Here is a 15,584-nt window from a genome sequence, read left to right on the forward strand (position 1 = left end):
ATGAGGTGCGCAAGTTGCAACACTGAATTGAATGGTACTGATATCTGCCCGGGATGCGGCAGAGATGTCAGAATGTATAAAAAAATGGTCAGTCTTTCAAACAGGTTCTATAATGAAGGACTTGAAAAGGCCGGTGTCAGAGATTTATCCGGGGCAGTCAGCTGCCTGCGACAGAGTTTGAAGCTTGACAAGAATAATATTGATGCCAGAAACCTTCTTGGACTTATTTATTATGAGACCGGGGAGGTTGTTGTTGCACTTTCAGAGTGGGTTATCAGTAAAAATCTCGAAACAGGCGAAAATATTGCGGATTATTTCATGGATACAGTAAGAAACAGTCCTGCTAAACTTGATGAGATAAATCAGACCATCAAAAAATTTAACATAGCGCTTAATTATTGCAGGCAGGATAGCCTTGATCTTGCAATTATTCAGCTGAAAAAGGTGCTTTCACTAAACGGTAATTTCGTAAAAGCACATCTTTTGTTGTGCCTTTTATATTTGAAAGGCGGAAACTGGGACAGAGCCAAGTCGGAAGCCGGCAAGGCACTTAAGCTTGATACCGGAAATGTAATGGCCAAGAGATATCTCAAGGAAGCTGATGATATGCTTCTTCCTGGGGAAAGCGGCAAACTTGTATCGGATATAACAACCGATTCTGATGATGTTATAAGATATAACAGCGGCAATGAAATGATCATTCAGCCTGTTAAAAAGTCTGCAATTACCAGAAGCGGTTCAATTTGGGGAATAGTACTTGGGATAATCCTCGGAATTGCTGCTTCATGTTTCCTTATCCTTCCACAGAGGATAGCAGGTATTAATTCCAATAATCAGGAAAAAATAACACAGATCAGTGAGGAATCTGATGCAAAATCAGCTCAGATAAATGACTATGAGCAGCAAATTGCTACTCTTCAGAGTCAGATTGAGGAACTCCAGAGTCAGGTTTCAGGTTATGAGGGTGCAACTTCCACTTCAGCAGCAATGAACAGCCTTATGAAAGCGGCATCCATATATTTAAATGATTCAAGCGATGTGGATGGAATTGGTTCTGCACTTGCAGAAGTTGATTTAAGCGTTATCGGAGAGGATGTTTCTCCGGAGTTTACATCGCTTTACGATAATCTTATGGTGCTTGTTGGGGCGCAGCTTTCTACATCTTATTACAACACCGGCTATGAAGCATATAAAAATAGCGATTATGAAACGGCAATCAGTAACCTTTCAAAGGCATATCAGTACGATAGTACCAATGTGAATACTCTTTATTATCTTGGAAATTCCTATTACAATAGTGGTGATATAGCCAAGGCCAAAGAGGCATATGATGAGGTTATAACTAAGTTTCCTGAGACAAAGAGTGCGCAGGAAGCTCAGACCAAGCTTGCAGAGATCAATAATTCTGATGGCTGATAAAGGAAACTAAAGGCGATAGAAATATCGCCTTATTTTTGAAGGAATATAGTGGGGAAATGATAAATTTTTCGGATTTAGGTTTTATTTTCAGGTTTTTACCTGTTTTTCTAATAGCATTTTATCTGACTCCGGCTACATATAGAAGTGTTACCCTACTGATCGGTAGTTTAGCATTTTATGCAGTGGGAGACCTGAAAGGCTTTGCTGTTCTTGGCACGGCCATTGTTGTAAACTACTTATTTGGAAAAGCTATTGGCAGTGAGAAGAGAAAGTATCTTCTTGCTTTTATCGTATGCATTGATGCATTGATGCTGGTAGAGTTTAAGCTTTTATCACAATTTGTGTATAATTCTTTCATGCCGATCGGTATCAGTTTCTTTACGTTCAAGATGATATCCTATCAGGCAGATCTTTATATGGGAAAAATAGATGAGGAACCCGGCTTTATAGAGACAGCAGCATATTTTTGTATGTTTCCTCAGGTGGTTTCAGGACCTATCATGCGTTTTTCCGATTATCAGAAAAAAACATATTTTCAGACTAAAGAGGCAATCTTCTCAGCAATAGAAGATGGGCTTAGATTTTTTACTTTGGGACTTGGAATGAAGGTTCTTTTAGCCGATCATTTAGCTATGTTGTGGAATGATATAGGAACCATAGGTTATGAGAGCATATCTACTCCGCTTGCCTGGATTGGTGCAGCTTGTTATTCTTTGGAGCTTTATTTTGATTTTTGGGGTTATTCACTTATGGCTGCCGGAATCGGTGTCATGCTTGGTTTTCCGTTTGTTGTTAACTTTGATCAGCCCTACAGTGCCAAAAATGTATCTGAATTTTACAGAAGATGGCATGCGTCTTTGGGCTCATGGTTTAGAGACTATATCTATATTCCGCTTGGAGGCAGCAGAGTTTCTGAAGGCAGGATATTTCTTAATCTTTTGGTTGTATGGCTTATTACCGGATTCTGGCATGGAGTAACCCTGAATTTTATTCTGTGGGGACTTATTATATTTGTTATTATTGCATTTGAAAGGTTTGTTATTCCGGGGAAGATTCCTGTGGCTTTGGGAAAAATAATCGGAAGAGTTAATGTTCTTATATTGATACCGTTGACCTGGGTGATTTTTGCTATTTCTGATTTTAGAGGATTACTTGACTACTTTAAAAGACTTTTTCCTTTTTTTGGAAAAGGAATAGCGGTAAACAGTAGTGATTACATTAAGAACCTTGGTATTTATGGGGGCTTTTTGGCAGTAGCGCTGATTCTTTTACTTCCGGGACTTTACAGATTCTTTGAGAGAAACAGGAAGCATCCGGTATTTACCGTATTGTTGTTCATACTATTCTGGATATGCGTCTACAGCTTATCCAATGCTGCCGGCAACCCTTTCATGTATTTTAGATTTTAAGGACGAGAAATGAAACTAATTAAGACTTGCCCCCTGTTATTTGGGGTTATAATAACAGCAATCTTAATATCGGTGATATCTTTTGCTTTGAAGGGCACTGTTTATAAAGACTATGCCGCTTCCGGGAATATCGATACTCCAATACTTGCAACCTTTTTTAAGGCGGCTTCGGATGGTGTGTATCCATGGACAAAGGCCGGCAAGGCAGATACTGAACAGGTAGAAGGAATATCGGAAAGTATCATAGAAACAGACCGGGGAGATGGTGAGATTGATACTTTGACTTTGGAAGCTATTGATGAGATAGAGTCCGGTACGGGCGTTGATGAGTCCATTATATCTGCAAATGATATTTCAGGTGATGATATTTCCGGTAATTCTGAAGAAGTCTATGAATTTACTGAAGTGGATGATGATTATTTCACAGATGCTCTTTTCATTGGTGACTCCAGAACTGTTGGGCTTTCTGAATATTGTGAGGAATTGGATTCAAGGGCTACCTTCTATTCCAAAATATCATTGACTATTTATGATGCCATGAATACGGAGTTTATTAAGACAGATAATGGCAAAATCACAGTTGAGCAGGCTCTGTCTGAAAATCAGTTTTCCAAGATTTACATTATGCTGGGATTAAATGAGATTGGAACAGGAACGCCTGAGACTTTTTGTAAGGCCTATAAAACTGTAATTGACAGGATAAGGGAGCTTCAGCCTGATGCTATTATTTATATTCAGAGCATCATGCATGTTACAGAGAAAAAGAGCAGTTCTGATGAATATTTTAACAATGAAAACATTAACATCAGAAATAATGCGTTGTCAGAGCTTGCTGATAATAAGACTGTTTTTTACCTTGATATGAATGAGGCGGTGGATGATGAAAATGGTAATCTTCTTGCAGAGTTATCATTTGATGATGTACACCTTAAAGCTTCTTCATATGAGAGATGGCATCAGTATTTGCTTGCAAATGCTATTGTTAAGGAATGAGGGTAGGTGTTAAAATGGCTAGAGAAATGACTTTCAAAATGGAAAGACCTGGGCTGTTAAAAGAGGGCGATCATGTGACGGTTACTGAAGGTGTTCTTCCAAGTAACTACTATTATACGATTGATCCCTCACTTGCTATGTCGGGTAATTTTCCTTTCAGAGAGAGAATGCTTGAAAGGGAAGGCATAGTTACTAAGGTTGAAGAGAATGATAGGGGATTTTATGTAACCGCCAGGTTTTGAGCAGAATTTCTTTAAGTTAATCTTATATAAAATTATAATTCCAGGTAAGGAGGAGTAAAAATGGAATACATCAGTACAGATAAGGCGCCGGCAGCTATCGGACCATATTCACAGGCTATCAAGGCAGGGGATTTTCTTTATGCTTCAGGACAGATTCCTATTAATCCTGAGGATGGTGAGATTGATACTACTACAATCGCTGATCAGGCAGAGAGAGTATGCCAAAATATCGGAGAGATTTTAAAGGAAGCAGGAACAGACTACGAACATGTAGTAAAGACAACATGTTTCCTTGCTGAAATGAGTGATTTTGCTGCATTTAATGCTGTTTATGAAAAATACTTTACAGGAAAGCCGGCAAGAAGCTGCGTAGCAGTAAAGCAGCTGCCCAGAAACGTTCTTTGCGAAGTTGAGGTAATTGCTTATCTTGGGGAGTAATCAGAGCTTATGAGGAGTAAGACTATTTTAGTAGTTTTAACCCTTTCCGTTTTTCTTTCAGGTTGTGGGAGTCTGGCCGGAAGACACGGGATTGATTCCGGCTTTGCATATATTGAGAGTCATGAGTATACCAGTGCTCTTGAGAGTTTTGATGAAGCTTTGGAGCGCGGCGAGGATGCTTGCCTTGTCCATAGAGGGAAGGGAATAGCATATTTTTATAGCGGGGAATATGAACAGGCAGTAGAGGAACTGCTTTCTTCGCTTGCAGCTGATGAGGGAATAGTTGATGATATGGATTTTGACACCAATTATTATCTTGCGGAAAGCTACATGAAAATCGGCGAATATAATAAGGCCAAAGAAGTATATGACGCTATTATCGGGTTAAAGAGCGGAGATATAAATGCTTATTATCTGAGAGGAACCTGCGAACTTGCTGCAGGCAACCATGATGCGGGATATGCAGATTTTACCAAGGCTATATCGCTTAATCCCAAGGACTATTCCATGATGATCATGATATATAAAGCTCTTGCTGAAAATGGTTATGAGGAGGAAGGAACTTCCATAATTACCAGAGCCCTTGAGAATGGCAGTGATTACATGACTAACTATGAGAAGGGTCAGATATCTTTTTACCTTGGTAATAATGCTGATGCCCAAAGCTATCTGGAAGCAGCCAGAAGTGAGAGAGATCAGGAAAAAGAGCCTGTGGTTCTTTTGCTGGGACAGACAGGAGAAGTTCAGGGTGACTATAACTATGCAATCAGTGTGTATAAAACTTATCTGTCCGAGAACCCAAGCAGCGCAAAGGTGTATAATCAGCTTGGAATGTGCCAGATAAAGCAGGGCGACTATGAAGGTGCAGTTTCTTCATTTCAGTCAGGTATAGAGATTAATGACAAATCTCTTAATCAGGCTCTTATGCTCAATGAGATTACAGCGTATGAATATATGGGTGAGTTTGGGCTTGCATCATCTCTTATGACAACTTATCTTCAGAGTTATCCACAGGATGAGGTGGCGCTTAGAGAGAATGTCTTCCTGTCAACAAGGTGATATGACATTGCAGCCATTTTGTTTCTAGTGTAGCTGTTTTATATTAACTCGACTATATGCTTGCTATAATTTGAATCTACTGCGTTGTCATCAGTCGTCGATGGACGCCCATCGACTCCATCTTCCGCCTTGTAGATTGTAAATTATATCTAAGCAATATAGTCGAGAAATATAAAAACAGCCACACTAGATATTAATATGACCGTTAAATGTCACTATATATTTAAATAGTAACTGCGATATTTAAAGACCGTGTATATTCAAATAATGTTTGCGATATTTAATGATCGTGTATATTCAGATAATGTTTGTGATATTTATTGACCGGAGTAATAATATATGTTTAGATTAAAAATCCGCAATTGCTGCGGATTTTTTGACTGTTTTTTGGAGTATAGTAAAAATAAATGCTTTTGGAGGAGTATGTATGAAGATAACTGTATTTAATGAGTGGGACCATGTGCCTAAGGCAGAGTATGAAGGTGAGAAAAATGTGGTACTTGCCTGGGATGGAGAGTACAGAAAGGGCGATGTTATAGAATTTACCGGCCTTGTTCCCGGAAAGTTTTATGTTGTAAAAGTTGACGCAGCGGTGGATTCGGCTTTGGTTTTGGTTGATCAGGAAACTGTAGATTTTACTGTTCCGTTTTATGAGAAAAAAACAAGTTACAATCCGCTTGCTTTCTTTGGCAACAGACATGTGGTTACTATTAGAGAAGCAGAGGATTATGAAGTTACAGCTTATAGGAATATTGCTCTTAATCCTTTTGATCAGCATGAAGTGTCAGGTGTTTATCCACATGCAAGTGCCAACGTTGAGACAAGAGGTGAAGCCGTTTTTGCTGCAAGAAATGCAATCGACGGTTGCATAGCAACTCTCTCACACGGCGAATGGCCATATGAGTCCTGGGGAATAAACAGGCAGGATGATGCAGAGTTTACTTTGGATTTCGGAAGAGAAGTAGATTTTGACAGGATAGTTCTTTATACAAGAGCTGATTTTCCGCATGATAACTGGTGGGTAGAGGCTACTTTTACTTTTTCGGATGGCAGCAGCGAAGTTGTCACGATGGACAAAAAGGTTGCAGAGCCGCATGTTTTCAACATTGAAAAGAAGAATATAAGATGGATCAAGCTGGGAAAACTTATTAAAGCAGATGATCCAAGTCCATTCCCTGCACTGACACAGATTGAAGTGTACGGAACTGAGGCTTCGAAGTGATGAACATGATATTGCACAGGTGCTAAAAGCGTCTGTGCAATATTCTATATGCTTATGGTAGCGTAATATATTCACATTAAGTTATGAGGAATGATTATTTATGAATAGGACAATAGTACAGCATTATGTGGATGTAACAAGTGGTTGTGGAATTTATTCAGAGTATCCGGATATTTCTGATAGAGATAAATGGGAGAGATTGTCAGATAAACTTAAAAACAAATTGATAAAGGCCGGTGAAGAGGCTTTGAATGAGCCATGGACGCAGCTTCTTATTTCAGATTTCATGGAATTTAAGAAATCAGGAAACAGAGTAAGGTTTGAGGATAAGTTTTTTCCGAGAAGAAGAAAACTAAATAGCCTCGTTATGGCCGAGTGTGTTGAGAATAAGGGAAGATTTTTAGGGGATATTCTGGATGGTCTTTATCTTATTTTAGAGGAAACCACCTGGTGTCTTCCGCCCCATACAAGCTATGTTCGTGACGGAGTGCAGGAGGTAGTTCCTGATGTGACAAGGCCTATCATAGATCTTTTTGATGCTGAGTCGGGAGCGGAGGTTGCTTTTGCTGAGTATGTATTGAGACCTGTTTTGAAGGACATAAGTCCGTTTATCAGTACTTATGTCAATGAAAGACTTAAAGAGAGAATATTTACACCATATCTGGAACAGCATTTCTGGTGGATGGGAAATGGCAAGGAACCAATGTGTAACTGGACTGTATGGTGTACACAGAATGTCCTTATCAGCGTACTTACAAGACCTGAAGATTTCTTTTCCGAAAAAGAAAGGAGAGTCTTTATTGAGAAAGCTGCTAAGTCCTGCGACTACTTTCTTGATGAGTACGGCGAAGATGGAGGCTGTGATGAGGGAGCCCAGTATTATTCCCATGCAGCTCTTTGCCTTTTCGGATGTCTGGAACTGATGAGAGGAGCTCTTAAAAACAGTAAGACAGGTACCGATGATAGAAACAGGTCTTGTGAAGATGGAATGGAAAGTGGCATAGAATCCGGGGCTGAGGATTATTCTTTTAACGGGATATTCTCAGATAAACTGATCAGAAATGTAGCCAACTACATCGTCAAGATGTATGTGGGGAACGGCTATTATGTGAACTTTGCGGATTGCAGCGCTATGGCAGGCGGAAGGACAGCAAGGGAGTATCTGTTCGGAAAGGCTACAAAAGATAAGGTTTTGTCTACATTTGCTGCGCTTGATTTCCAGAAACAATCAGAAGACGGTCAGCTTGTCAGTGAAGAAATAAATCTCTTTTACCATTTCATTCAGGCTTTTGCCTATGATGAGATGATGAATGTCTCCGGGGAGGCCGGAATTCCTGAGGATGCTTTTTTTGAAAGCGTTGGTCTTATGGTTGCCAGAGACGGTGTATATACACTTGCAGCCAAAGCGGGAGATAATGCAGACAGTCACAATCACAATGATGTTGGCTCTTTTACCATATATAAAGACGGTAAGCCGTTGGTAATTGACCTTGGAGTTGGGACCTATACTCAAAAGACTTTTTCTGACAGGAGATATGAAATATGGACAATGCAGTCACAGTTTCATAATCTTCCGACTTTTATTGACGAAATGGGAAACATTGATGAACTGGGGAATGATGCGGCAAAAGATGTCTATAACAAGGCTTACGTCATGGAGCATGACGGTGAAAAATACAGTGCAGGTTATGTAAACTGTATACTGTGCAGCAATTTGGACTATAATTCCGATAAGTGTGTATCCTCACTTTCAATGGATATTGCCGACGCTTATGGAGATGAACGTATAAGAAGCTACAAGCGTACAGTCAGCCTCATTAAAGGGCAAGGCGTTTGTGTTGAGGATAGTTATGACGGTGATCTTAAGGCTGTAGTAAGTTTAATGACTTATGATAAGCCGGAGATTGAGGTGATTTCGACATCTGAAAGTTGTGAGAAATCCGGTGAAGGTAAAATTCTGGTGCGAATAGGAAATTTGGGATTTGCAGAGATAACCGGTGCAGAATCAGCTACTGTAAAAGCATATCCTGTTACGGATGAGCGACTTTCTATTGCCTGGAAGCACGAAGTATACAGAGTGCTTTTTGAACTTGGACATTGCAATAAGCTTGAGATGAAGTTTAGATGAAGTTTATGAAGTTCAGGTAAAGCTCAGATAATAAGTTTGTGGCGATTACTAACAGTGATTTTACTTTTTAAACGCAAATAATTACCTAGTGTACTGGCTCATTCATAATTAACCAAATTGTTTGTCTATGAATTCATCAGCTGCGTCAAAAATTCTCGACAATGCCCGCATTGTCATCGAATTTATTTCCTTGCAGATAAATCCATATACTTCACAATTTGATTAAAGATGAACGAGTCAGCACACTAGGCTGAGAAATTGTAAATGATAGCATAGTTATATTAGTGGGTGCAGTTGCAGGTTTTAAAGCAACTGCACCCTATCTTTATAATTGAGATTTCCTAAGAATGGAATTTTCGGACAAGTACACCCCCAGGTTTTGATTAAATTATCTGCTCTAAGATTCATTTTGCTAAAAATAAGCAATAATTAATATAAAATATACATTATTTTTTACTTCAAAAGACTGTACTATATTATCTGGTGGATAGATTTAAGCATCGTTCCACCGTTTACAGTAAAGTAATTATGCTTTGGGAGGAAAATTATGGGATTAATCAGTGGCGAAGACTTACAGTGGGTCAATGATACATTAAAAAAAATAGAAGATAAGATGGTTCCTGTAACTGAAAGAAACAGGGATAAGATTCCATATACCACAGATGAAAATGGAAGATTTGATGACAGATCTGATGAAAAAGAAATCTGCTGGTGGACAAATGGTTTTTGGGGCGGCGAGATGTGGCAGCTCTTTAAACTTACAGGAAATGAGATGTTTAAGGAAGAAGCTCTGCAAGTTGAAAAAAAGCTTGATAAAGCATTTCTTAATTACAACGGAATGGATCATGATGCCGGATTCAGGTGGCTCCCCACATCTGTAATTAATTACAAACTTTATAAAAGTGATGATTCAAAAAACAGAGGCCTTTTGGCAGCTAACAGTCTTGCCGGGCGTTTTAACATGAACGGCAATTTCATAAGAGCGTGGAATGACTGGGGAGATGGGAGAGATACAACAGGATGGGCAATCATTGACTGCATGATGAATCTTCCTCTGCTGTACTGGGCATCAGATGTTTTAGGTGATCCAAGATTTAAGAAAATTGCTATGGCTCATGCAGATACTGCAATGAAGAATTTTATCAGAGAGGATGGATCTGTAAGGCACATTGTTGGATTTGATCCATTTACCGGGGAGTTTGCAAGAGAATATGGCGGACAGGGATATGGTGAAGGATCAAGCTGGACAAGAGGACAAAGCTGGGCAGTATATGGATTTGCTTTAAGCTATATTCATACTGGTGAAAAGAAATACCTTGAAACTGCTATGAAAGTGGCTGATTATGTACTTTCTGAAATTCCGGATACTTTCCTTGTTCCGATAGACTACAGGCAACCCAAAACTGATGATCTTGAGGACTCAACTGCTGCGGCTATTACAGCAGGTGGTCTTATTGAGATTGCCAGGAGTCTTATGGGAGAAGGTAAAGAAGACCGTGCAAAAGAGTACCTTACAGCTGCTATTAAGCTGTTAAAAGCACTTGACAGTCACAGCTGTGATTACACCCTTGATAAAGACAACCTTCTGACCAGAGGTTCTGTTGACTATCATGGAAACGGACATCACATGGCAATAATTTATGGTGATTATTATTACATTGAAGCGCTTATGAAATTAAACGGAAGCGCACTTGAAGTTTTCTAAAAGCAATCAGTAAAGACATGATAAACGTGATTTAAAGGAGCAGCACCATGAAGTTTACACCAACAAAGACTGATTTTGATTTAAGTCCATATACCGGACTTACCAGAGACAGCTGGATTGAAGCGGCAAAGTACCTTCTGTCCGGAATCTTCGGCAATATAAAAAATATTGAAGAACCTGTAGTGATGCCAAGATATGAAACCGAGGTAACATATCCTTCCAAGGATGCACCTATGTGGCGTTATAAAGCTGAAATATTCGAGGGACTTTGCAGATCTTTTTTTATTTCTGCGCCGCTTATTCACATTGATCCTGAGCTTGTATTAAACAATATAAATATCAGGGAATATTACAAAAAGCAGGTTCTCTACGCTGTTACAAAGGGTGAAAAGAACTATGTGCTTAATTATTCCGATATGAAAGAGCTGGACGAAAGTGGAAATCCCTTTGCATGTTTTCAGCAGACAGTTGAAACCGCAGCCCTTGTAATATGTCTGTGGCTCTCCAAGGAAGAGATCTGGGATACCTATTCCAAGGAGGAAAAAGACAGAATTGCTGCCTTTTTAAGTGATTTTGCCCATTCCAATACAGTTCCCCAGAACTGGCGACTGTTCAACATGCTTGATCTGGCATTTCTATACATGAACGGGTATGAAATTGATGAAGATATAATGAGAGATCATGCTCAGAACATCTTAAACTATTATGTCGGCGATGGCTGGTACAGAGACGGACAGTCTTTTGACTACTATTCATGCTGGGCATTTAATATGTATACAGCGATTTGGAATCAGTGGTACGGATATGAAAAAGAGCCGTATATTGCCCGCAGATTTGAAGAAAACTCCAATGAGCTGATGAAGACATATCCGCTCTTTTTTGACAGAGACGGATTTACAAATATGTGGGGAAGAAGCGGAATCTACAGAAATGCCGCTACAAGCTCCTTTGACGGTAATCTTCTTATGAAGAATTCAAGTATAAATCCGGGGCTTGCAAGAAGAATCTGCTCAGGGTCTCTTTTGCAATTCCTTACAAGAGATGATTTTCTTTGGGAAGGAGTTCCGACCCTTGGATTTTACGGACCGTTTATTCCGCTTGTGCAGTCGTACTCCTGCGCTGAATCTCCTATGTGGCTTGCAAAAGCTCTTTTGTGTCTGCATCTGCCGGCAGATCATCCCTTCTGGACCAGCAAGGAAGAACTGGGACCATGGGATGAACTTAAGAAAAATGAGACATTGGTTACAACCCTGGACGGACCGGGACTTTGCATGGCTAATCATGAGGCCAACGGCATAACAGAGCTTAGAACCGGCAAGATGGTAAAAGACAAAACTGACCTTCACGGAATCTGGAACTATGGGAAGCTTGTTTATAATACAAAGTTCCCATGGGACAGCTTCTATGAAAACGGAGCTGCTTCTGAGCAGTACGTGGTTACATATCTGGAGGAAAAAACGCCTGTAGTAATAACACCCAATGCTTGTTTCTGGCATGGAGAAAAAGACGGAGTGCTGTATAGAAGGCATTTCTTTGAATATGAGACTCAGACCGAAACACATTGGAGAACTGCCATAAATTTGGCTGACTTTGCAGTTCCCTACGGAATAATGAGAGCTGACAAGATCAGGCTGTTTAGAAGACCTGTCAGAATTACACTGGGTGCTTTCGGATTCCCTGATAATGGAACAGAAGTTATCTGCAAAGAAAAAGACGGATACAAGGCTGTTATTTTAAAAGGACATGATCATACAGGAAAAGAAAAGCAGTTAGCCTTTACGATTATGGATGGCTGGGATAATATAGAGATTATGCACAGCAAGGATACAAACCCTGACAGCGAGAAGTCCATTATTCTTTGTGCGGATACAAAAAGGGAAAAACAGTACGGCTATGAGCCATATTTCCTGATCTCGCAGGTTATCACCAAAGAGAGCCTTGAAGATTTTGATGAGGATGACATTTTCCCTGTAAAGGACATAGAGTATACCGATCCACAGAAATGCGGCGGATATGGACCTGTAAGAATCAATCTGAAGTCAGGAGATACAAAGGTAATTGACTTTGAAGGAATAGAGGGTAATCTTCAGCTGTGATGCAGACTTTGCCAATAGTAGAAAATAATCCAAGGCAAAGTGATTACATGGAGGCTTACATGGATAGTACAGGCAAATATAATATAAGACTTGCAACTGTAGAAGATGCACCCAAACTACTTGATATTTACAGTTATTACGTAAAAAATACTGCAATTACCTTCGAATATGACGTGCCGGATGAAGAGGAATTTCGTGGACGCATTGAAACGGTTCTTCGTGATTTTCCGTATCTTGTCGTAGAAGAGGTTATTTCTGATTCTCAAAAAAGCCATGAAACCAGCGAAAAATGTAAGCCGGATAAGAGTGACGATTTAACAAAATCGAAGCCATCCAGAATTCTGGGCTATGCTTATGCAAGTAAGTTCCATCCAAGGGCTGCCTATCAGTGGTGCGTTGAAATGAGCATTTACCTTGATAAGGACTGTAAGAGAGCTGGGCTTGGCAGAGCTCTTTATGAAGAGCTGGAAAAGCGCCTTAAGGATATGGGAATCCTCAATCTGTACGCATGTATTGGCTATCCTGAAAAAGAGGATGAGTACCTTACCTTTGACAGCGTCCGTTTCCACGAAAAAATGGGTTATAAATTAAATGGAGAGTTCCATAAATGTGGATATAAGTTCGGACGATGGTACAACATGGTCTGGATGGAGAAAATGATTGGAGAACATGGGGATAATCCATGCATCAAAAGCTATCAACATACCTAAAAAGTACATATGGTGAAAAGATATATCGACTTTCTTTAACTTCAGGGTGCTCCTGTCCTAACAGGGATGGCTCCATCATAATGCCAGGCGGCGAAAAATCCTTTGGCGGTTGTACTTTCTGTTCTGAAGGCGGATCGGGAGACTTTGCTGTTCCCGTAAGGAGCGTAAATATAAGTGATATGAATGATGAGCTTTTAAAAGCCAGGGAAAAGATAAAGGCAAAAACAAATGCCACAAGGTTCATTGCTTACTTTCAGTCTTTTACCAACACTTATGGTGATGTTAACAGGTTAAAAGAGCTCTACAGCGCGGTAATTCAAAGAGACGATATAGTGATACTATCCCTTGGAACCCGCCCTGACTGCATTGGAAGTGACGTTCTTGCTATGTTAAAAGAGCTTAATAAAATTAAGCCTGTCTGGGTGGAATTGGGACTTCAGACAATTCATGAAAAAAGCGCAATAGCATTTAACAGAGGATACGACCTTGCGGTATTTGAGGATGCCTATAAAAGGTTAAAAGAAGCAGGAATAACCACTATTGTTCACGTTATTCTCGGGCTTTTTGGCGAAACAAAAGAAGATATGCTGGAAACAATCAGATATCTTGCGCATTTATCTCCGGTGCTTGACGGAATAAAGCTTCAGAATCTCCAGCTATTAAAGGGAACGCAGCTTTACAGACAGTACCTTGAGATGGAGACAAAAGACAGACCACACTTTATGGATATGGAGGAGTACACAGATCTGGTGGCTCAGTGTATAGCTCTTTTGCCAGAGAAAACTGTAATACACCGCATGACAGGAGATGGTCCCAGAAAGCTTTTGGTAGAGCCATTGTGGAGCCTTGATAAAAAAAGAGTCCTTAATATGCTGACCAAAAAATGTGCAGGCATATTGGAATAGGCACCGAACCATTTTCAAATAGGCACCAATATAAAACGGATATGCTGCGGACCTTTCTTTTATCTTAGGCCGGTTTTACAAATATAAATAAATATTTGAAATAAGTATGTTCTTTTTCCTGATCGTACAGGTTGATCAGACTTATTATATAAAGATCAGAGCAGGCTTTTAGCCTGTTCTTTTTTATGTAATTAACCATTTTTTGATAAGTTTTTTCAATGTCTTTTGTCATATTGTCCTGATGACAGCAAAGAGCAAGATTTCCTTCGGAAGGGAAGGTATTTATATTGTCTGATGGAAGAAAAGACAGACTTATTATGTTGTTGTATACGTAGTGTTTTTTTATAAGGTCATCATAGGATATGCTTACGCCGGTGGGAAAAATAGATAATGAGTCATTATCAGTAGCCTTGTTTAAGTGAACCGATATATCATTGGCGATGTCTGCGGCGTGGTGTGCATAATCCTTGTTTCTGACAGGGGTTCTGCTAATACTAAGCTCCGGTATTGACTGTAAAAACAATGAACCTTTCTTGTGTCTTCCAAATTCTCCCAAAATCCACATGCCAAGGTGCAAAGCGCTTATTTTCTTATTGATTCTGTAAAGTTCCCTTTGCATCTCCAGAATTTTTGAATTTGTGAGTTTTTCGATGGCTTCTCTTGAAGAGTTGTGGATAATGTCCCGTATCTCTTTGATACTGCAGCCTGCCTGACGCATGGTGCTTATAAAAAAGAATGAGCTTATCTGAGAAGCTGAATAATAGTGATATCCGTTGTCTTCATCTACTCTGGGCATAAGTATGTCCTGCTCGTAGTAGTGTCTTAGAGTATCTCTTGTGGTCCCACATAGTTTTGCAAACTGGCTCACGGTGAGTGAGTATTCCTGCTCGTTGTTTTTGTAATCGTGATAAGTTGACATTAAAAACCCTCTAAAAAAGTGAAATTTAGCTCTTGACTTGGGGGTAACCCCAAAGATTATTGTAACAAAGAATTGATAAATAATAAACTTTAAATATCAAAAGGAGACTTAAAAATGAAAGACGTAAAGGGAACAATTATTCGTATAATCGCAGAGTATCTTGATAAGAACGAGGAAGAGATTTCATCTTCTATGACATTTACAGAGATAGGACTTGATTCTCTGGACATCATGGAGCTTGTTATGCAGATGCAGGAAGAACTTGACTGCAAAATTGAGCTTTCTCAGGAAATCACAACAATTGACAAGCTTGTAGAACATATTGAAAAGCAGTGACAC

The 15,584-nt window shown here is 39.6% G+C and carries 14 protein-coding genes; 13 read left to right on the forward strand and 1 reads right to left on the reverse strand.

Features of this window, described 5'->3' with window-relative positions:
- The 12 genes from J6O61_RS06510 to J6O61_RS06565 all read left to right on the forward strand — a co-directional run bounded on the left by J6O61_RS06510 (window position 1) and on the right by J6O61_RS06565 (window position 14,326).
- Entirely contained in the window at window positions 1-1,416 is a 1,416-nt protein-coding gene (locus J6O61_RS06510) for a tetratricopeptide repeat protein (RefSeq protein ID WP_292211048.1), read from the forward strand.
- Window positions 1,417-1,454: 38 nt separating this feature from the next.
- Window positions 1,455-2,828, forward strand: coding sequence for an MBOAT family O-acyltransferase (locus tag J6O61_RS06515; protein ID WP_292211050.1), 1,374 nt, complete (start codon window positions 1,455-1,457; stop codon window positions 2,826-2,828).
- Window positions 2,829-2,915: 87 nt separating this feature from the next.
- The gene (locus J6O61_RS06520; RefSeq protein WP_292211054.1) at window positions 2,916-3,821 is read left to right on the forward strand and encodes a GDSL-type esterase/lipase family protein; all 906 of its coding nucleotides are present in this window, start codon (window positions 2,916-2,918) and stop codon (window positions 3,819-3,821) included.
- A gap of 14 nt (window positions 3,822-3,835) precedes the next feature.
- A complete protein-coding gene (locus J6O61_RS06525; RefSeq protein WP_292211056.1) occupies window positions 3,836-4,063 on the forward strand; it encodes a hypothetical protein in 228 nt (75 codons plus the stop codon).
- A 60-nt stretch (window positions 4,064-4,123) separates the two neighbouring features.
- Window positions 4,124-4,501 carry a RidA family protein gene (locus J6O61_RS06530; protein ID WP_292211058.1) on the forward strand — a complete coding sequence of 126 codons (378 nt, stop codon included), beginning with the start codon at window positions 4,124-4,126 and terminating at the stop codon, window positions 4,499-4,501.
- 9 nt (window positions 4,502-4,510) lie between these two features.
- Window positions 4,511-5,560, forward strand: a complete 1,050-nt coding sequence (locus tag J6O61_RS06535; protein ID WP_292211059.1) for a tetratricopeptide repeat protein — start codon at window positions 4,511-4,513, stop codon at window positions 5,558-5,560.
- 427 nt (window positions 5,561-5,987) lie between these two features.
- Window positions 5,988-6,782 (forward strand): DUF7402 domain-containing protein, encoded by a 795-nt coding sequence (locus tag J6O61_RS06540; RefSeq protein ID WP_292211061.1) that lies wholly within the window; start codon window positions 5,988-5,990, stop codon window positions 6,780-6,782.
- 100 nt (window positions 6,783-6,882) lie between these two features.
- On the forward strand, window positions 6,883-8,910 hold the full coding sequence (locus J6O61_RS06545) for a heparinase II/III domain-containing protein (RefSeq protein WP_292211062.1): 2,028 nt from the start codon (window positions 6,883-6,885) through the stop codon (window positions 8,908-8,910).
- Window positions 8,911-9,457: 547 nt separating this feature from the next.
- Window positions 9,458-10,615, forward strand: a complete 1,158-nt coding sequence (locus J6O61_RS06550; RefSeq protein ID WP_292211066.1) for a glycoside hydrolase family 88 protein — start codon at window positions 9,458-9,460, stop codon at window positions 10,613-10,615.
- Window positions 10,616-10,662: 47 nt separating this feature from the next.
- Entirely contained in the window at window positions 10,663-12,711 is a 2,049-nt protein-coding gene (locus J6O61_RS06555; protein ID WP_292211068.1) for a DUF2264 domain-containing protein, read from the forward strand.
- A 59-nt stretch (window positions 12,712-12,770) separates the two neighbouring features.
- The gene (locus J6O61_RS06560; protein WP_292211071.1) at window positions 12,771-13,421 is read left to right on the forward strand and encodes a GNAT family N-acetyltransferase; all 651 of its coding nucleotides are present in this window, start codon (window positions 12,771-12,773) and stop codon (window positions 13,419-13,421) included.
- Window positions 13,394-14,326, forward strand: a complete 933-nt coding sequence (locus tag J6O61_RS06565; RefSeq protein ID WP_292211074.1) for a TIGR01212 family radical SAM protein — start codon at window positions 13,394-13,396, stop codon at window positions 14,324-14,326. Before J6O61_RS06560 ends, J6O61_RS06565 begins: the two co-directional genes overlap by 28 nt.
- Before the next feature lie 64 nt (window positions 14,327-14,390).
- On the opposite strand, the gene J6O61_RS06570 is transcribed toward J6O61_RS06565, so the two are convergent.
- Window positions 14,391-15,245, reverse strand: a complete 855-nt coding sequence (locus tag J6O61_RS06570; RefSeq protein ID WP_292211076.1) for a MerR family transcriptional regulator — start codon at window positions 15,243-15,245, stop codon at window positions 14,391-14,393.
- Window positions 15,246-15,359: 114 nt separating this feature from the next.
- On the opposite strand from J6O61_RS06570, the gene J6O61_RS06575 reads away from it, so the two are divergent.
- Complete coding sequence (locus J6O61_RS06575) at window positions 15,360-15,581, forward strand: acyl carrier protein (protein ID WP_292211079.1); 222 nt, start codon at window positions 15,360-15,362, stop codon at window positions 15,579-15,581.
- Window positions 15,582-15,584: the final 3 nt, after the last annotated feature.

The sequence above is a fragment of the Butyrivibrio sp. genome, from assembly GCF_017635265.1.
Lineage (GTDB): Bacteria > Bacillota > Clostridia > Lachnospirales > Lachnospiraceae > Butyrivibrio.